The following is an 18,646-nucleotide window of genomic DNA, read 5'->3' as shown; positions in this document are numbered from 1 at the left end:
GGAGAGGTGCATGAGTACTGTACATTTTGTGGGCGGCGAGAAAGGTGGCGTCGGCAAGAGCGTGGTCGCTCGGCTGCTGGCGCAGCTATTCATCGACCGAGCGCTTCCATTCGTGGCGCTCGATGCGGATCTGTCGCATGGCGCGCTCCGCCGTTACTACGCGGACTACACGCAGCGCGTGGATCTCGAGCAGCTCGATAGCGCCGATCAGATCCTGGACAGCGCGCTCGGCGGCGATCGCGCGGTCCTCGTCGACCTGCCTGCGCAGAGCCACCGGGCTCTCGAGCGCTGGATCGAGTCGACCGACGTCCTCAACTGCGCGCGGGAAATGGGCGTCCAGCTCGTGTCCTGGCACGTCACCGACGGCGGCTTCGATTCGGTGTCCCACCTCGAGCGGGTCCTCGCGGCGCCGGGCGACGGGCTGCAGCAACTCGTGGTGAAGAACCAAGGTCGCTCGAGGGACTTCAGTCAGCTCGACGCGTCACCCGCGTACCAACGCCTGCTCGAGCGCGGCGGGCAAACCGTGACATTGCCCGAGCTCGACGCGTCGGTGATGTACAAGATCGACCGTTTCGGTTCGAGCTTCTGGGCCGCCATCAACACGAGCGAGGGGCCGCAAGCGCTGTCCGTCCTGGAGCGTCGCCGCGCCAAGCTCTGGTTGGAACGCGCGCAGGCTGCGCTGGAGGCAGCGGGCAACTGGCGGCCGGCGACGGAGCACGCCTCTGCCGTGGTCGTGCCGCAACATCCCGAGTCGGCGCAACAGCAGCTCGAATCGGCCGCGAGCAGCGAGCGGGTCACGACCTGACCAAGGCGCCGGGGCTCGCTCCCGCGCGCGAGATTGCTTCGGATCGCACGCTCGGGAGCGTACACTCGGCTCCGACCCATCATGGACGCCGCCTCCACGACGTACGAGGTCTTCGCCGCTGCGCAGTGGGGTTGCCTGCGCGCGGCCACGCCGCTCACCCTCACCGAGGCCGACCTCGTGGTCTTGCGGGGCCTCAATGATCGGCTCTCGCTCGACGAGGTCGCGACGATCTACTTGCCGCTCTCGCGGCTGCTCAACCTGCACGTAGGCGCGGCGCAGGAGCTCCGCCGCGTGAAGGACACCTTCCTTGGCCGCCCCATCGCGCGGCGGCCTTTCGTGATCGGCATCGCCGGGTCGGTCGCGGTGGGCAAGAGCACGACCGCGCGCGTGCTGCAAGCGCTGCTCGCGCGATGGCCTGACCACCCGCGGGTGGACCTGGTGACCACCGACGGCTTCCTGTACCCCAACGCGGTGCTCGCCTCGCGCGGCGGCCTGCACCGCAAGGGGTTTCCCGAGAGCTACGATCTCGGGCGGCTGGTGAAGTTCCTCGCCGACCTCGAGGCGGGCGTCGAAGCGATCGACGTGCCGGTCTACTCGCACGCCACCTACGACGTGATCGACGGGAAGGTGCAGACCGTGAGGCAGCCCGACGTCGTGATCCTCGAGGGCCTGAATGTGCTGCAGGGCCCCGACCGTGCCGCGGCGATCGCCGTCAGCGACTTCTTCGACATCGGGATCTATGTCCACGCGGACGAGGCCGACATCGAGCGATGGTACATCGAGCGCTTCTTCGCGCTGCGGGCCACGGCCTTTCGTGACCCCTCCTCGTATTTCCACCGTTATGCGGCGATGGGGGACGACGAGGCGCGCGCCTTCGCGTTGCAGGTCTGGCGCACGATCAACGGTCCCAACCTGACCGAGAACATCCTGCCGACGCGGGCGCGCGCCGACGTCGTGCTGGAGAAGGGACCCGACCACGCCGTGCGCGCCGTGTGGCTCCGCCGGCTCTGATGTAGAGGTTCACGGCTGGCGCAGGGCGTCTGTCGTGTCCAGGTCCACGCGCTTTCCGTCGGTGGCGTCTTGACACCGCTGTCGACGACGACGGCCGTGAACTGTTGTATGCTGTCTTTATGGACTGGAAAGAGAGCTGTCGCTCCCGCCTCCGCGAGCACGTCGACCAGCACGGCGACATCGCTCCTCCATGGGAGCGCTTCCCCGACTACGAGCGCTACACGATCGGCTGGCGCATGGGCTCCGGTGAAGACTGGCTGGGGATGTGGGGCGTCTTTCTCGAACAGCTCGCGCCGGACCGCGAAACACGCGTCGCCTACCTGCGGCGCCACCCTCCGGCGCCGATCACCTGGGCAGAGGCCGTTCACAAGGTCTTGCACCCGACGGATGAACGGGCAGATGGCGAGGACGGCGACGAGGAGGACGACGACGAGGAGGACCCGATCGCGGCGGCCTCGCGTCGATCGGCGCTCCTGGAGCAGGGGCTCATCGCGGTCGACGTCTCCTTCACCATCTGGCTCAGCCAGCAGAATGGCGTGCGTTGGCCGTGGGAATCGTACGAGACGCCCGAGAAGGCGGCCCGCTACAACACCCGCGAGCTCTGGTTCTGGTCGCGCCAGGTCGCCGAGCTCCGGAGACGCGACGGGTGGACGCCTCCCGCCGTACCGGAGGGTTGGCGAGCATGCGCCACGGCGCTCGCGAGCGGTGACGCAGGTCCGATCGCGCCTCGCAACGGGCTCCTTTCGCTGGCGCGACTGCTCTGCGCCGGGGACGTCAAGGCGCCCTGGCAGCTCGGCCTGGAGCTCGCCGACTTCGCCGATTCGTTCGAGGACGACATGGGTTATGTCGACGCGTTTCGCTTGTGGGGAATGTCCGCCTTCGACGACGCCCACCAGCTGCGTCGCTACCTTGAGGCCACCCGAGCGCCGCCGGACTGGGAAGCCTGGATCGCGGAACAATTCCCCGTGGATTGAGCGGCGGAACCGGTCTGGCCGGCTCGACCTGGGCCCGCCGACCTGAGAGATCCCCTCATTGCGCTGTCACTTCAGCGGAAAATTGAACAGAGAGGCGGGAGGCCGGGAGACTGGTATCCTCCGCCGATGCTCACCTTACCGCCGGGGCCGCGCAGCCAGTTATGGAGCCTGATCGGCTATCTCCGGGACCCCATCGGCTGCATGGTGCCACTCGCGCGGAAGTACGGAGAGCCCTTCTCGTTTCCTGGCAAACCCCCGATGGTGTGCACCGGGGATCCCGCGGGCATCAAGGCCATCTACACGGCGGAGACGGACTCGTTCGCCCCTCTGTCGAAGGACATGGCGGTGTTCCTCGGCCGCACCTCGCTTCTCCTGATCGACGGCGCCGAGCACCGCCGGCTGCGCAAGCTCATGATGCCGCCGTTCCATGGCGCGCGCATGCGTGCCTACGGCGAGGCGATATGCCAGCTGGCCGAGCGGCACACAGCGGGCTGGAGGCCGGATCAGCAGGTCATGGCGTACGAGGTCGCGCAGCAGATCTCGCTCGACGTGATTCTGCAGGCCGTCTTCGGCGTGAGCGAGCCGGCGCGCAAGGCAGCGCTCGCAGGCCTGCTGCTGGAGCTCATCAACGGGTTCTCTCCGCTCATCGTGCTCCTCCCATCGTTGCGGCGCCAGCTCGGTGGGGTCGGTCCCTTCGCGGCGTTCCTGCGGCGGCAGCGCCTCCTGCACGAGCAGCTCCGCACGCTCATCGCGGCGGCGCGCGCGGCCGGGCCACGCGAGGACATCCTGAGCCTGCTGGTCGAGGCGCGCGACGAAGACGGCCAGCCCATGACCGACGAGGAGGTCATGGATCAGCTGATCTTGCTGGTGATCGCCGGGCACGAGACAACGGCCATCTCGATTGCGTGGGCCCTCTATGCGTTGCACCGGCCCGAGAACGCCGCCGCCGTCGAGCGGCTTCGCGCCGAGCTGTGGGCGCTCGGGCCCGGCCCGGAGGCAGAGAAGCTCGACAAGCAGCCGTACCTCGAGGCCGTATGCCACGAGACGCTGCGGCGCTTTCCGCTTGCGCCGGCGCCGAGCCCGCGAAGGCTGCTGCGTCCGCTTGAGCTGATGGGTTACACATTGCCAGCTGGCGTGGGTGTGAGCGTGGCCATCGGCGTCGCGCACTTCCGCGAGGACCTCTACCCGGAGCCACTGCGCTTCCGTCCCGAGCGTTTTCTCGAGCGCAAGTTCACGCCCTTCGAGTTCATGCCGTTCGGCGGCGGGGCGAGGCGCTGTCTTGGCGCGGCGCTGGCCGGCTATGAGATGCGGCTGGTGCTTGGCACGATCCTGCGGCGCTTCCGGCTGCGGCTCGCGTCGCTGCGACCCGACACAGGGAAGGTGCGCGCGGCCAACGTCGGGCCGGCGCACGGTGTGAGGATGATCGTCGAGGAGCGGCTGGCGTAGGTCCCCGGAGTGGACCGGGCGGCTCGGCCCCAACCTGGGTCGGGCCGGCCAACCTGCGGCTCGGCCCCAACCTGGGTCGGCGGCTCGGCCCCAACCTGGGTCCGGCGGCTCGGCCCCAACCTGGGTCGGGTCGGCCAACCTGCGGCTCGGCCCAACCTGGGTCGGCGGCTCGGCCCCAACCTGGGTCGGGGCTCGGCCAACCTGCGGCTCGGCCCAACCTGGGTCGGGGCTCGGCCCCAACCTGGGTCGGCGGCTCGGCCCCAACCTGGGTCGGGCCGGCCAACCTGGGTCGGGCTGGGCAACCTGGGTCGGGTCGGCTGCCAACCTGGGTCGGGCTGGGCAACCTGGGTCGGGTCGGCCAGGGTCGGCCAACCTGGGTCGGGTCGGCCAGGGTCGGCCAACCTGGGTCGGGCCGGCGGCCGGCGGCGTGGCCGAGCGGGCCAACAACTTGGCCGTACGGGCAAAGGCCGGCTCCGGCCGCGGCGCGTAGCTTCCCGGCATGCTGCTCGCCGCGCATCGCACCTCGCGCTTCCTCCAGACCCGCGCCCTCGTGGCCGCTGCCCTGCTGCTCGGGCTCGTGGCCGCCGGCGGTTCGCTCGCAGTCCACGCCGCCGCGCATCCTGGGACGCACGCTGACCGGAACGTCGCCGGAGACGCTCCGCCCGGCAGCCCGCTCGGCGACCTATCGAGATCCCTCGGCGACCTGGCGCCCGTGGTCGGCGTCGTCGAGGAGCGGCTCGCGGCAGGCAGTTACACCTACCTCGCCGTGCGGCCGGACGGCGGCAGCCCGATGTGGGCCGTGACCCTGGGCAGCGGACAGCCGGTGGGCGCGCGCGTCTCGGTCAGGAGCTTCGGCCGGCGCACGGAGTTCGCGTCTCGCCGCCTGCAGCGGACCTTCCCCGTTCTCGTCTTCGGCGTGGTCTCGCCCGTGCGCGCGGACGAACGCTGATTCGCACCCGACAACATCACCTTTTTTCCTGTCATGAGGTTCATCATGGTTCGAATTGACTTTTCCCTCTCTCGCGTCGCGCTTGTCCCGCTCCTCGTCGCGGTCGCCGCCTTCGTCCCGGCGTGCGGCGCGGACGACGGGACACCGAGCAACCCGAGCGGCGGCTCGGGCACGCAGACCGCCGCCTCCGAGTTCACGTGCACAGATGACGATCTGCAGAGCTCGCCGTTCGGCGGACCCGGGTTCGCGGACGGCGCGCTCACGGGCGCCGCGCAGGACTCCTATGTTGCCTCGTCGACCCTGCTCTGGATGAAGCCCGACGCGGCGGCGCAGCAGAGGTTCGGCGAGCTGATGGGGCCCATCCTCGCCCAGCTGCCTACGCAGGAAGGGCTGATCGGCTTCACGCTCGGAACCTCGGCGAAGTGCGGCTATGCGAGGACCATCACGGTGTGGAAGGACGAAGAGGCGATGGGGAAGTTCGTGATGTCGGACGCCCATCTCTCGGCGATGAGCGCGGCGAGCGCGGTCAGCGTCCACGGCGTCGTGACCCAGTGGACCGTCGGCGCGGGTGATCTCCCGATGTCGTGGGAAGCGGCGAGAGCGAAGGTCGCCGCCGCCGAGATATCGTACTGAGGCCGGGCGCGCTGTGGACGGCCGCGGCCCGAGGCCTCGGGCCAGGCGGGCCATCGCCCCGGCGGTCAGCCGTCGTCCGCCGCGCGGTCCACGCCCGCTGCGGCGCGGCGCCCCGGGGCGCCGCGCGCCTCCTCACGGAACCGGCCGGGCGTCCTCCCGGACCAGCGCTTGAAGGCCCGCGCGAAGGCCGTCACCTCCGAGAACCCCAGCAGAAAGGCGATCTCCGACATCGACGTGTCGCTCTCGCGGAGCAGCTCCTCGGCGGTCTGACGGCGCACGTCGCCGACGATCTGCCGCAGCGTCGTCCCCTCGTCCTCGAGGTGCCGCCGCAGCGTGCGCTCGCTCGTCCCGAGCCGCCGCGCGATGGCGGTCGCCGACGGCTCGCCCGAGGCGAGCAGGTGCGCGATGACGTCACGCACCCGATCGGACTTGGGCGACGCGTCGGCGACGCGACGGCGGCGCAGCTCCTCCGCGTGCTGGTGGAAGAACGCGCTCAGGGCCGGGTTCGCGTCGCGAGGCACGAGGTCCAGCAACGACGGTGGGAAGGCAAAGCCATCGCGGGGCGCGTCGAACTCGACAGGGCAGCGGAAGAAGTCCCGGTGCGCGGCGAGATCGCGCGGCGCGGGGTGGCGGAAGCTGACCCGGAGCGGCGAGAACTCGACGCCGGCGCACTGGCGGAAGCAACGGATGTACACCGCCAGGCTGTGCTCGGTCGCGACGCGCGCGCCCAGCGTGAAGCGGGGCGAGCGGTGCATCTCCGCGAACGGAGCGTCCCGGTCCGTCGTGGTATCGGTCACCCAGCGCGGTGTATCCTGCAGGAGCACCATGTAGCGGTCGACACGGTCGAGCGACTCACGGGCGCTCGCGCTCGTCATGACCGCGAAGCCCATGACGTGCATCTCCTCCATGCGCGTCCGCGCGGCGAGGCGGATGGGCGCCCCGGGATCGTCGAGCGCGCGTACCATGTGCGCCCACAGGGCGTCGAGCGACGTCACCGGTATGCGGCTGTCCGCGTCGGTCAGCGACTCGGCGGAGACGCCGGCGACCTCGAAAAGATCGCCGTGGCGGAGGCCGCGAGAGGCGGCATACGAGATCAGCCGGCCGACGATGGCCATGGACACCGTGGGCCGCGACGGGGAAGACGGCATGCCCGAGCGAGTCTATCACCCGCCGTGGACCGCGAGACGAGCGGGGTGAGCTGGGTGAGCACAGCGCTCGCCGAGCGCCCGTGATACGGCACGACGGCGACGGGCTCGACGACCGCGTCAAGTTGGCGTTATGGCCATGACGCAATGAATTCATGGCGACAATCTGTCGTCAACACGGTTCGAGCCCGCGGTCCGCCATGAAACGGCGCGCATCGAGCGACCAACAGAGGACATCGTCGCGTGGCACCGATGTTGCTCAACACATCCGATGTTGCTCGACATCCACGAGCTTCGATGGAGGTGTGACGATGACGTTGAGGTCCGAGCGCGTCGCTGGAGCGATTGATCGGTCGGGCCAGGGCGGCGAAGCGCCCCGGCCGCCCACCTCGCAGCCTGCTCCGGCGCGGCGTCGGATCCCGGTGGCGTCGGCGCTCCGGCGCTGCCTTGGCAACGGGTACGGCCTCGGGGATCTCCAGGCCGACCTCCTGGCGGGCACCGTGGTCGGCGTCGTGGCGCTCCCTCTCTCCATGGCCCTCGCCATCGCGGTGGGGGCTCCTCCTCAGCACGGGCTCTACACGGCGATCGTGGCCGGCGCGCTGGTGGCGCTGCTGGGCGGCTGCAAGTTCCAGGTCACCGGCCCGACGGCGGCCTTCGTGGTGATCCTCGCGCCCATCGTGGCGGAGCACGGGCTGTCCGGGCTGATGACGGCGGGGCTCCTGGCCGGCGTGCTGCTCGTGATCATGGGGCTCGTGCGGCTCGGCCGGCTCATCGAATTCATCCCGTACCCGGTGACCACGGGCTTCACCGCCGGGATCGCCACCGTGATCGCGACGCTCCAGGTGAAGGACGTCCTGGGCCTCCAGGCCGGGCCGCTCCCGGAGCACTACACCGCCAAGGTGGCGGCCTTGTGGGCCGCGCGCGGGACGGCCGACCTCTTCGAGCTGGCGGTCGCCGCCGCGACGCTCGCCCTGCTCTTGCTCGTCCCCCGCGTCATCAAGAAGGTGCCGGCGCCCCTCATCGCCATCACCGCCGTGTCGCTCGCCGCGGTGGCCGTCGACGCGGTTTACCCCGCGTTCTCCGTGGCGACGATCGGCAGCCGCTTTCGCGTCACCGTCGGCGGCGTGGAGATCGCCGGGATCCCGTCGATCCTCCCGACGCCCTCGCTGCCGTGGGGCGATGGGCTCTCGCTCGAGCTCGTGAGGGAGCTGCTCCCCGCCGCCTTCGCGATCGCCATGCTCGGCGCCATCGAATCGCTGCTGTCGGCGGTCATCGCCGACGGCATGACAGGGACCAAGCACGATCCGGACTCCGAGCTCATCGGCCTCGGTATCGGGAACATCGTTGCGCCGATCTTCGGCGGCATCGCGGCGACAGGAGCGCTCGCGCGGACGGCCACGAACATCCGGGCTGGCGCGCGCTCTCCGATCGCGTCCGTGACGCACGCCGCCGTCGTCCTCCTGTCGATCCTCGTCTTCGCCCCGCTCGTGGCCTACGTCCCCATGGCGTCGCTGGCGGCGCTGCTGCTGCTCGTCGCGTGGAACATGTCCGAGCTCCACCATTTCATCCGTATCGTGAGGCTCGCGCCGAGGAGCGATGTGTTCGTGCTCCTGACCTGTTATGGGCTCACCGTCATCCTGGACATGGTGATCGCGGTGTCGGCCGGCGTGATCCTCGCCGCCGTCCTCTTCATGCGCCGGATGGCCGAGCTGACGGGGAGCCGGACGGTGCTGGACGCCGCCGGCGGTTCCAGCGAAGTCGAGCTCCCGAGGCGGGTCGCCCTCTACGAGATCAACGGCCCGCTGTTCTTCGGCGCCGCCCAGAAGGCGATGGCGGCGCTGCACGCCATCCGCGGGGACAGCTACGAGGTGATGATCCTCGACCTCGGCAAGGTGCCTATTATCGACAGCACGGGGTTCGTCGCCCTCGAGAACGCGCTCGACGGGCTCGCGCGGCGCCAGAAGGCGGTGATCCTCGCCGGTCCGTTGCCCAGGCCGCGCGAGATCTTCGACAAGGCGCGCCTCCAGGAGCGGTCGCAGCGCGTGTACCTCGCGGAGGATCTGGCGGCGGCGCTCCGCCTCGCCGGCGAGCTGGTGAACGGCTGAGCGCTCGCTGCCGGCAGATCCGCGGCATCGCTCCTCTCTCGCCGGACACCTCTGCGGCCTCTGCGCGCCGCGCGGCTCGCTACTTCAGCGTGTCGCTCAGCCGGGCCGCCTGGGTCGTCAGGTAGCTCTGCTCCGGGATGCTCGTCGTGCGGCTGGCCGCGCGCCTGTAGTGCGCGATCGCCGCCTCGCGATCGCCGGCCCGCTCCAGCAGGTGCGCGCGGGCGGCGTCGAGGCGGTGGTGACCCGAGAGGCGCGCGTCGGCGTCGAGCGCGTCCAGCAGATCGAGCCCCGCGCGAGGGCCGTGCACCATGGCGATCGCGATCGCGTGGCTCAGCGCCACCATCGGGTTGTCGGACATCCGCATCAGCACGCCGTACAGCGCCAGGATCTGCGGCCAGTCCGTGTCCTCGGCCCGCGCTGCCTCGTCGTGCACCGCCGCGATCGCGGCTTGCAGCTGGTAGGCGCCGATCGAGCCCCTGCACAGCGCCGCCGTGACGAGCGCGACGCCCTCGGCGATCGCCCGCTGATCCCACAGGCCCCGATCCTGCTCCGCGAGCGGGATCAGCTCGCCCAGAGGCCCGGTCCGCGCCGCGCGCCGCGCGTCGGTCAGGAGCATGAGCGCGAGGAGGCCCGCGACCTCGCCGTCGTCCGGGAGGAGCGCGTGCACGGCGCGCGTCAGGCGGATCGCCTCGCCCGACAGATCGTCGCGGTGCAGCGCGGGGCCGGAGCTCGAGGTGTAGCCCTCGTTGAAGATCAGGTAGAGCACGTGCAGGACGGCGCCGAGGCGCTCCGCGCGCGCCTCGGGCGTCGGCCGCTCGAACGGCACGCCGGACGCCTTGATGCTCTGCTTCGCCCGGCTGATCCGCTGCGCCATGGTCGCCTCCGGGACCAGGAACGCCCTTGCGATCTCGGCCGTCGTCAGGCCGCCCACGGCGCGCAGGGTCAGCGCGATCGCGGACGGCGTGGAGAGCGCGGGGTGGCAGCACATGAACAGCAAGGTGAGCGTGTCGTCCTCGAGCGCCGCCTCGTCGCTGTCGGCGGCGAGGGCGATCTGCAGCTCGGGCGGCACGAGGCTGACCACGATCGCCTCGCGGCGGCGGCGCGCCGCCTCGCTCCGGACGTGATCGGCGATGCGCCGCGACGCCACGTGGATCAGCCAGGCGCGCGGCTCGTCGGGCACGCCCTCGCGGGGCCACTGCGTGGCCGCCGCGATCAGCGCCTCCTGGACCGCGTCCTCGGCGGCGCCGAAATCTCGGAATCGCCGCATGACGGCGCCGAGCACCTGCGGCGCGAGATCGCGCAGCAGGCGCTCGGCCGTGGCGCCCTGGGACGGAGAGGTCACTAGAGATCGCTGGGCGGCGCGCTCATCACCTCGCGCACCTCGATCCCCATGTTGAGCGGCGCGCCGCCGGGGCCGGGCGCGGCGGACGCCTGCGCGGCGATCTCGTACGCGCGCTCGGGGCTCTCGACGTCCACGATCCAGTACCCGGCGAGGAACTCCTTGGTCTCCGGGAACACCCCGTCGGTGATCGGCGCGCCGTCCTTGCCAGCGCGCACGAGCTTGGCCTGGTCGGGCCCCGCCAGGCCCTCGGCCGCCACGAGCTCGCCCGACGCGCTGAGCTTCCTGTGGAAGCTCTTCATGAACGCGATGTGCGCCTGGAAGTCCTTCTGCTGCCAGTTGGCGACCTGGTACGGCCCCCCGCTCGGGGTGTTCATCATCAGGATGTACTTCATGATCGGCTCCTTCTCTTCGCTCTCGCCCCGGGATCGGGCGCGCGTTCGTGGGGTTGTCGGAGCCGAGGGCGGGTCCTCGACATCCCGGGCGACGATAGCGAAGAAATCCGAACCCCGACACGGCGGACGGCCGCGTGTAGGTACAGGTGCGCCTGCGGCGCCCGCGGGAGGTGTGCAGGTCTGTCGTCGCGAGCGTGTGTCCTCCGCGGTGTGATGTGCTCTGTGGTCGCAGATGGTCGGTAGAGGAGGGGGAATGTGTGCTGTCTTCGCAGGCCGACGATCGCAGGGCGGCCCATCACGGGCGGATTCCGCGGATGACGTCCGGCGCGCCCCCACGCGACCTCTCTGCCGACGAAGCGCTCGGGCGTGGTGATTCCGCGCGTCGCCGGCCGTCGTGATCGGTGAGGCGCGCGCAGGCGGACCGCCCTGTGAGTCGACTCCTTGGCTCAGGCGCGGGACATGCACCCTCGCGCTCCGATTCTCACGGATGCATGAACCTGGAGGAGCGTCGATGGAGAAGCGTGTTCCGCAAGGGAAACTTGGACGCCGGCAATTCGCCGGCGGCGCGATGGCCACCGCGGGTGTCTCGCTGCTCGCCACACCGAGCCTCGCGCTGCCCGACAAGAGCTACGCGGTGTGCGAGTCGATCGGGCCCCTCGCCCTCCCGGCAGGGGCCGCCTATACGCCCGGCATCTCCGTGGACCAGCGCTCGAGGAAGCCGGTCTTCCTGCCCGGGCCGGGCGCCGGCTATGCAGCGCACGCCGTCTCGGAGGTCCTCTTCTGGACGGACCAGCTGATGGAACATGCGTTGTTCATCACGCTGCTCATGCCCGGCGATCACCTCCGCGGGCCCCGGGACGAGGCGCGGCAGTACCAGAACCTCTTCGCCAGGCACTTCCTTGCGGCGCGCGACCGGGGGTATGGCGATTACGGGATCTCCTCGCTCCTCGCCTCGACGCGGTCGAGCGTCCAGCGCTTCATCGAGTACAAGCGCCGCATGCAGCGCGCGCAGGAGAGCGGCGCGCTCCGGAGCCTCGTCTGGCCGCTCTTCTTCGACCACATCGCGCGGGAGGCCGAGCGCTTCGTCGCCCGGCTCGATCGGCTCGCGTACGGCGACATCTCGCTCCAGAGCGACGAGGTCTCGGCGTTCTGGACGACGATCATGGCGGATCACCTCGAGTTCATCGCGCACCTGCTCGACCCGCAGGAGCGCGCGCTCATCGATCAGGCGACCGCGCGCGCCGGGCAGCTGTACCAGGCGCACGCGTTCCGCGTCGACAGCGGGCAGCTCGCGACCATGGCCGACGAGGTCATCGACTTCAAGACGGCCGCGGAGCAGGGCATCGAGACGGGGCAGATCAAGAGCATCATCGATCCCGCGCTCGCCGATCACGTGCTCCGCGAGGCGGTGAGGTTCTCCGACGAGGTCAGGCGCGCGCAGTGACGAATGACGCCCTGGGCGCCGCGCGGCGGGGGCGAGCCTGGCCCCTGCTCCTGCGCGCCGCGCGATGCCTGTACAGCGGCCGCGCGTCGGGATACTCCTGGTCGCGGGTCGAGCGGAGCTCTCCGCCGAGCCCGCGGCGCAGAGGCCGTGTCGGAGGGATGCCATGGATCTGACGGTGGTCGACGAGGGGGGTGTGCAGTTCGTGGAAGGTCCGCCGGGCCACCGGCTCATGGCGAGCGTCCGCGACGTCGACCGCGTGATCGAGGCCTGTTTCTCGGGCGGCGTGCAGTGTGCGCTCCTCCACCCGGCGAACCTGACGGCGGCCTTCTTCGACCTCAGCTCAGGGGAGGCTGGGGAGATCCTGCAGAAGCTAAGAAACTACCGGATCCGGCTCGCGGTGGTGTGCCCTCCGGGGGCCGCTGAATTCAGCAGCCGGTTCGGGGAGGTGGTGGCCGAGGAGCGCCGCGGCCAGCATTTCGGCGTGTTCGAGGCGCGTGACGCCGCGATCGCGTGGCTCGGCCAGACGTAGCCATGGCGGCCTGGCCGACAGCGCCTTTGGCGCCGTCGACGCTTGTTCATGCCGACCCGAAGCATCCCCCGAATCTTCGGGAAAATTCACAGGGAGGCGGGGAGACGGGGAGAAGGATCCAACCAATCTCCCCGTCTCCCCGCCTCCCTGTTCAATTCCTCTCGCAAGCTGAACGATCGTGGCCGGCGATCGCCATCGAGCCGGCCGTCCGTCACCGGCGCGCTTCCCTCAGCGAGGAGGAGGGGTGCAGGTGAAGCACCCGCCGCACTCGTAGTGCTGCGTCGTGGTGCCCCACGCGATCCGGTTGTTGCAGCAGTCGCGGCCGTACTGACCGACGACGGTGGTGTAGCTCTCGTCGCTGTAATACGTGCAATTCCCCCCGGGCGCCGCCTCGCTCGAGGGGACCAGCAGGGCAGTGGTGCCCAACATCGCGGAGCCTGCCGTCAGGGCAGCGAAGAAGTACCGAACGCGGGCAGCAGGGCTGAGACGACGCATGGACGCTCCTCTTGCAATGGGAGGCCAGTTTTGGCCTCCGAAGTTATGCGAGGCAGCTTAGACCGCTTGCTCGGCTCGAGCAAGCGCTCCGGCCGGAGTGGCCTTTGCGGAGCTCTGCAAAGTTTCATTCGGCGGTGGGAGGCGGCGAGCTCGTGAGCGCGGTTCACGAAGGCAAGAGAGGCATCCCGCCCCGAGGCCCGTGGAGTGATTCTGGTGTCAAGGAAATTCAGTCGCCCCGATGGGGCTGGGCCGGCAACTCGACGCGGTACGCATCGAGAACGGCGTTGAGACGAGCAGGCGATCGTACCCAAGGTGCAGCGCCGAGGATGGCTGGACTCGGCCGTGGTAGAAAAGCAGGTGTCCCCCATGACGAGACAGCGCACCGGCCAGCGCGACAGCGTCGAGGAGCGAACCGGCGCGGGCCGCGGCGAGGAAGCGAGCGCCGGGGCTGTGCCGGATCCGGCCTGCGGGGCCCTCTCGGGCGGCGGCGAGATGGGGGCGCTGATGCGCTCGATCGACTGGTCGCAGACGGCGCTGGGCCCGGTCGAGGCATGGCCCCAGTCGCTGCGGACGGCGCTGTCCATCCTGCTCTCGTCCGAACACCCCATGTTCCTCTGGTGGGGTCGGGAGCTCATTCAGTTTTACAACGACGCCTACCGCCCGATCCTCGGATCCACGAAGCACCCGGCCGCCTTGGGCCAGGCGGGCCCCGAGTGCTGGAAGGAGATCTGGGGGATCCTCGAGCCGATGATCGAGAAGGTCTTCGCGGGAGGGGCCACCTACGTCCGCGATGGCCTGCTCGTCGTCGATCGGCACGGCTTCATGGAGGAGTGCTACTTCAGCTACGGTCAGAGCCCCATCCGGGACGAGAGGGGCGCTGTCGCGGGCATCCTCGTCGCGTGCTCCGAGAGCACAGGCTACATCCTTGGACAGCGACGGCTGCAGGTCCTCGGGGCGCTGGCGGCGAGGGCGGCTGACGCCAGGAGCGTTCAGGACGTCTGTCGGGTGATGATGGAGACCCTGGCAGAGGCCGGGCGGGACGTGCCGTTCGCCCTGATCTATCTCGTGGACGACGACGGCTCGCCCGCCCGACTCGCAGGGACCGTCGGGCTCGACCCGAGGCACGCGGCGGCGCCGGCGGCGGTGGAGCTCGGCGCGGCGGCCGGCGCGGTGTGGCCGCTGCACCGCGCGCTGCGCGGGGACGTGGAGGTGGATCTGTCGGAGCTGCCCGCGCGCGTCGGACCCCTCCCGGGGGGCCCGTGGCCGGACGCCGCTCGCCAGGCGGTGGTGCTGCCGCTCCCCCGCGCCGGCGCTGGAGGCCGCCCGGGCGGGTTTCTCGTCGCGGGCGCCAGCCCCCGGCTGGTGCTGGACGACGACTACCGCCGCTTCCTGCGGCTCCTGGCCGGCCACGGCGCGGCTGCCCTGCAGAACGCCCGGGCCAGCGAGGAGGAGCGGCGCAGGCTGGACGCGCTCGCGGAGCTCGACCGCGCCAAGACGGTGTTCTTCAGCAACATCAGCCACGAGTTCCGCACGCCGCTCACGCTGATCCTGGGCCCCGTCGAGGACGGCCTCTCGGACGCCGAGCACCCCTTGCCCGCGCCGCAGCGCGACCGCCTCGCGATCATCTACCGCAACAGCCTCCGGCTCCTCCGGCTCGTCAACACGCTGCTCGACTTCTCGCGCATCGAGGCAGGCCGCATCCAGGCCAGCTACCAGCCCACCGATCTCGGCTCCTTCACCGCGGAGCTCGCGAGCTCGTTCCGCTCGCTCATGGATCGGGCCGGCCTCGCCCTCACGGTGGAGTGCGCGCCCCTCTCCGAGCCGGCCTACGTCGACCGCGAGCTCTGGGAGAAGATCGTGCTCAACCTCATCTCGAACGCCTTCAAGTTCACCTTCTCGGGGGGCGTCCGGGTGACGCTGGAGGAGACCGGGGGGCGGATCGTCCTGTCGGTCGAGGACACGGGCACCGGCATTCCGGAGGAGGAGCTGCCGCGCGTGTTCGATCGGTTCTACCGCGTCGAGGGGGCCAGGGGCCGCAGCTACGAGGGCAGCGGCATCGGCCTCGCGCTCGTGCGAGAGCTCGCGAAGCTCCATGGCGGCAGCGTGGCCGTGGAGAGCCGCCTCGGCGCGGGCAGCCGCTTCTCGGTCGCGATCCCGCTCGGGAAGGCGCACCTGCCCGCGGATCGCATCGACCTCGCCCCCGCGCCGGCCGCGGAGGGGCGCGGCGCTGCGCCCTTCCTCGACGAGGCCGCGCAGTGGGAACGCGACGTGCGAGCGCCGGACGCCGTGCCGGCGGAGGAGCGCCCGGCCCCGAAGCGGCCGGGGCACATCCTCGTCGCGGACGACAACGCGGACATGCGCGACTATGTGCAGCGGCTGCTCCTCGCCGAGCGGTGGACGGTGGAGGCCGTGGCCGACGGTCAGGCCGCGCTGGAGAGCGCCCGCGCCCACGTCCCGGACCTCGTGCTCACCGACGTGATGATGCCGCGGCTCGACGGCTTCGGCCTGCTCAAGGCGCTGCGCGCCGACGAGCGCACCCGCGGCGTCGCCGTGATGATGCTCTCTGCGCGCGCGGGTGAGGAGGTGCGCGTCGACAGCCTCGGGGCCGGCGCCGACGACTTCCTCGTGAAGCCGTTCTCCGCGCGGGAGCTCCTCGCGCGGGTCCGCATTCACGTCGAGCTCGCGCGCCGGCGGCGGGAAGCCGAGGGGCAGCGCCAGTACCTGAACGACCTCTTCATGCAGGCCCCGGGGCCCATCGCGATCCTCCGCGGGCCGGAGCACGTCTTCGAGGTGGTCAATCCGCTCTACCAGCAGCTCGTCGGCGGACGAGCGCGCGTGGGCATACCCATCCTGGACGCCCTGCCCGAGCTCGAGGGGCAATCCATCCCGGCTCTCCTGGACACCGTGTTCCGCACCGGCGAGCCCTTCGTGGGAAAGGAGCTCGCCGTGCGGCTCGACCGCCAGGGCACTGGCACGACGGAGGAGCGCTTCTTCAACTTCGTCTTCCAGCCGATGCGCGATCGCGACGGGGCGATCGAGGGCATCTTCGTGTTCGCCTTCGAGGTGACCGACCAGGTGAGCGCCCGCCGGCGCGTCGAGGCGCTCGTCGAGGCGCTGAGGCTCGCCGATCAGCGCAAGGACGAGTTCCTCGCGACGCTCGCGCACGAGCTCCGCAACCCCCTGGCCGCCATCAGCCTGTCGCTCACGCTGCTCGGCGATCTGACGGGCGAGGCGCCCAGATCGGCGCGCTACCGCGAGATCGCCCGGCGGCAGGTGGGCAACCTGGTGCGCCTGGTGGACGATCTGCTCGACGTGTCGCGCATCACGCGCGGCACGGTGGAGCTGCGCCTGGAGGACGTCGATCTCGCGGCGGCGGTGCGGAACGCCGCCGCCGCGGTGCGCGCGGCCGTGGAGGCGCGGCGCCACGCGCTCTCGGTCGAGGTCGGGCCGGGGGACTTCGGCATGCGGGCCGACGCCACGCGGCTGGAGCAGGTGGTCACGAACCTCCTGACGAACGCCGCGAAGTACACGCCGCCGGAGGGAGCCATCTCGGTGCGGCTGACCCGCGAGGCGCCGGGCGCCGCGCCCGAGGCCGTGCTGCGGGTGCGCGACACGGGCCGCGGCATCCCGGCGGCGATGCTCGAGAGGGTGTTCGAGCTCTTCACGCAGGTCGAGCAGACCATCGACCGCGGCACGGGCGGGCTCGGCCTCGGGCTCACGCTGGTGCGGCGGCTGGTGGAGATGCACGGCGGCAGCGTCGTCGCGGAGAGCGCCGGACCGGGCCAGGGCAGCGAGTTCGTCGTGCGCCTTCCGCTCGGCCGGGGCGCGGCGCCGCCGCTCGCGCCCGGCGCCGAGCCGCCCCTCGCGCCGGGCGCGGCGCCGCCGCTCGCGCCCGGCGCCGAGCCGCCCGCCGCTCCGCAGCCGGGGGAGACCGCCGAGCGGCACCGGGTGCTCGTCGTGGAGGACGTGGAGGACGTGCGCCGGGTGATGAGCGAGTTCATCGAGGCGCTGGGGCACGAGGTGACGGTGGCGGTGGACGGCCTGGAGGGGGTGACGAAGCTCCTGGAGCTGCGCCCCGAGGTGGCCTTCATCGACATCGGTTTGCCGGGCATCGATGGCCACGAGGTCGCCCGCCGGGCGCGGGCCGCGCCCGGGGGCGGCGCGCTCTACCTGGTGGCGATCTCGGGCTACGGCGGACCCGAGGACCAGGCCAGGTCGAGGCAGGCCGGCTTCGACCTGCACCTCACGAAGCCCGTGGGCGGCGCGACGCTGCGGCAGGTGCTCGCCGAGCGGCGCGCGTGAGCGAGCGCGCGGGCTGGCAGCGCCGCGCCCGCTCGCCGCGGGCCGGTCGGCTCATCGCTGCTGCAGCTGCGCGACCAGCGCTTCGAGGCGGTCGTAGCTGATGCCCGCGCCCTTGGGCATCCCGGACGCGAGGACCATGTCGCGCACTTCCGTCGACGGATAACGCACCGTGGCCGTGAGCCGCGTCTTCGTGCCCTCTTCGGTGTAGGTCGCCGTCACCACCGAGACGGTGTCCGGGAACTGCTCGAAGATCTCCGTGAACACGAGCCGGCTCGGCGCCGTGATCTCCTGGTTCTCGCCGTGGAAGGCGGCCTCGCCGCCCGGGTGGCGGTTCACGAAGCGCCACTTGCCGCCCGGCCGGAGGTCCATCTCGCAGACAGGCACCGAGTAGCCCTCGCCCAGACAGCCCCACCACCGCTTGATGTGCTCGGGCCTCGTCATCGCCTCGAACACGAGGTGCCTCGGCGCGTCGAACAGGCGCGTCATGCGGACCTCGTCCGCCGACGGCGTCGTGACCTGGAAGCTATCGCTGTTCGCTGTGCGGCTCTCGACCATGGCTCTCCTCCTTCTCCTTGGTTCCTTCGTCGACGCGCCGGCTACGATTGAATCGCCTCGGGGGCCATCCAGACGACCTCCCAGTGGTGACCATCGATGTCGTAGAAGCTCCAGCCGTACATGAAGCCGTGATCCTGCGGATCCATGGCGTGCGACCCGCCCGCCGCGATCGCCTTCTTCACGATCTCGTCGACCTCGGCCCGGCTGCTGCACGAGAGCGCGAACATCCCCTCCGTGTGCGTGCTCGTGTTGCAGATCTCCCTCTTCGTGAAGCCCTTGAAGAACGGCTCCGTGAGGAGCATCACGAAGGCTTCCTGGCTGACGATCATGCAGGCGGCGTTGCTGTCCGTGAACTGCGGGTTGAACTCGAAGCCGAGCTTCGCGAAGAACTCCATCGACCGCTTCAGGTCGCTGACGGCCAGGTTGACGAAGATCTTGCGAGCGCTGTTCGTTGTCATGGTCCTCTTCTCCTGTTCGAGCATGGACGCCGGGTGATGCCGGCCACGATCGCGGCCATGA

The 18,646-nt window shown here is 70.8% G+C and carries 16 protein-coding genes; 10 read left to right on the top strand and 6 right to left on the bottom strand.

What is annotated here, in order from left to right; all coding sequences use genetic code 11:
- The first annotated feature begins 10 nt into the window (after nt 1–10).
- The 6 genes from WME95_RS28650 (at nt 11) to WME95_RS28625 (ending at nt 5,818) form a co-directional block, all read left to right on the top strand.
- Nucleotides 11–805 carry a mobilization protein gene (locus WME95_RS28650; RefSeq protein ID WP_437902537.1) on the top strand — a complete coding sequence of 265 codons (795 nt, stop codon included), beginning with the start codon at nt 11–13 and terminating at the stop codon, nt 803–805.
- 81 nt (nt 806–886) lie between these two features.
- Complete coding sequence (gene coaA, locus WME95_RS28645; protein WP_437902536.1) at nt 887–1,816, top strand: type I pantothenate kinase; 930 nt, start codon at nt 887–889, stop codon at nt 1,814–1,816.
- Between the two features lie 119 nt (nt 1,817–1,935).
- On the top strand, nt 1,936–2,790 hold the full coding sequence (locus WME95_RS28640) for a hypothetical protein (protein ID WP_437902535.1): 855 nt from the start codon (nt 1,936–1,938) through the stop codon (nt 2,788–2,790).
- 126 nt (nt 2,791–2,916) lie between these two features.
- Nucleotides 2,917–4,236: a cytochrome P450 gene (locus WME95_RS28635; protein WP_437902534.1), complete on the top strand. Its 1,320-nt coding sequence runs from the start codon at nt 2,917–2,919 to the stop codon at nt 4,234–4,236.
- A 499-nt stretch (nt 4,237–4,735) separates the two neighbouring features.
- Complete coding sequence (locus WME95_RS28630) at nt 4,736–5,185, top strand: hypothetical protein (protein ID WP_437902533.1); 450 nt, start codon at nt 4,736–4,738, stop codon at nt 5,183–5,185.
- A 45-nt stretch (nt 5,186–5,230) separates the two neighbouring features.
- On the top strand, nt 5,231–5,818 hold the full coding sequence (locus WME95_RS28625) for a hypothetical protein (RefSeq protein ID WP_437902532.1): 588 nt from the start codon (nt 5,231–5,233) through the stop codon (nt 5,816–5,818).
- A 65-nt stretch (nt 5,819–5,883) separates the two neighbouring features.
- Here the strand turns inward: WME95_RS28625 and WME95_RS28620 are convergent, their stop codons facing one another.
- Complete coding sequence (locus tag WME95_RS28620) at nt 5,884–6,966, bottom strand: AraC family transcriptional regulator (RefSeq protein WP_437902531.1); 1,083 nt, start codon at nt 6,964–6,966, stop codon at nt 5,884–5,886.
- A 308-nt stretch (nt 6,967–7,274) separates the two neighbouring features.
- Here WME95_RS28620 and dauA point away from each other — a divergent pair, with 308 nt between their 5' ends.
- Nucleotides 7,275–9,068, top strand: coding sequence for a C4-dicarboxylic acid transporter DauA (dauA, locus tag WME95_RS28615; RefSeq protein ID WP_437902529.1), 1,794 nt, complete (start codon nt 7,275–7,277; stop codon nt 9,066–9,068).
- Between the two features lie 79 nt (nt 9,069–9,147).
- Here the strand turns inward: dauA and WME95_RS28610 are convergent, their stop codons facing one another.
- Entirely contained in the window at nt 9,148–10,410 is a 1,263-nt protein-coding gene (locus WME95_RS28610) for an RNA polymerase sigma factor (protein ID WP_437902527.1), read from the bottom strand.
- Entirely contained in the window at nt 10,410–10,802 is a 393-nt protein-coding gene (locus WME95_RS28605; RefSeq protein WP_437902525.1) for a YciI family protein, read from the bottom strand. The genes WME95_RS28610 and WME95_RS28605 overlap by 1 nt, the downstream gene beginning before the upstream one ends.
- 511 nt (nt 10,803–11,313) lie before the next feature.
- Between WME95_RS28605 and WME95_RS28600 the strand changes: the two genes are divergently transcribed.
- Together WME95_RS28600 and WME95_RS28595 are read left to right on the top strand one after the other, a co-directional pair.
- Complete coding sequence (locus WME95_RS28600; protein WP_437902523.1) at nt 11,314–12,246, top strand: DUF2935 domain-containing protein; 933 nt, start codon at nt 11,314–11,316, stop codon at nt 12,244–12,246.
- 163 nt (nt 12,247–12,409) lie between these two features.
- Nucleotides 12,410–12,775 (top strand): DUF4180 domain-containing protein, encoded by a 366-nt coding sequence (locus WME95_RS28595; RefSeq protein ID WP_437902521.1) that lies wholly within the window; start codon nt 12,410–12,412, stop codon nt 12,773–12,775.
- Between the two features lie 228 nt (nt 12,776–13,003).
- Here WME95_RS28595 and WME95_RS28590 read toward each other — a convergent pair whose 3' ends face one another.
- Nucleotides 13,004–13,270, bottom strand: coding sequence for a DUF6289 family protein (locus WME95_RS28590; protein WP_437902519.1), 267 nt, complete (start codon nt 13,268–13,270; stop codon nt 13,004–13,006).
- Nucleotides 13,271–13,636: 366 nt separating this feature from the next.
- Here WME95_RS28590 and WME95_RS28585 point away from each other — a divergent pair, with 366 nt between their 5' ends.
- Nucleotides 13,637–17,572, top strand: coding sequence for an ATP-binding protein (locus WME95_RS28585; protein ID WP_437902517.1), 3,936 nt, complete (start codon nt 13,637–13,639; stop codon nt 17,570–17,572).
- 51 nt (nt 17,573–17,623) lie between these two features.
- Here the strand turns inward: WME95_RS28585 and WME95_RS28580 are convergent, their stop codons facing one another.
- Nucleotides 17,624–18,127: an SRPBCC family protein gene (locus WME95_RS28580; protein ID WP_437902516.1), complete on the bottom strand. Its 504-nt coding sequence runs from the start codon at nt 18,125–18,127 to the stop codon at nt 17,624–17,626.
- A 41-nt stretch (nt 18,128–18,168) separates the two neighbouring features.
- Nucleotides 18,169–18,585, bottom strand: a complete 417-nt coding sequence (locus tag WME95_RS28575; protein WP_437902515.1) for a VOC family protein — start codon at nt 18,583–18,585, stop codon at nt 18,169–18,171.
- Between the last annotated feature and the right edge of the window lie 61 nt (nt 18,586–18,646).

Origin of the sequence: Sorangium sp. So ce327 (assembly GCF_051530205.1) — a bacterium.
GTDB classification, from domain to species: domain Bacteria; phylum Myxococcota_A; class Polyangia; order Polyangiales; family Polyangiaceae; genus Sorangium; species Sorangium cellulosum_B.
This window is presented reverse-complemented; position numbering and strand designations above follow the sequence as displayed.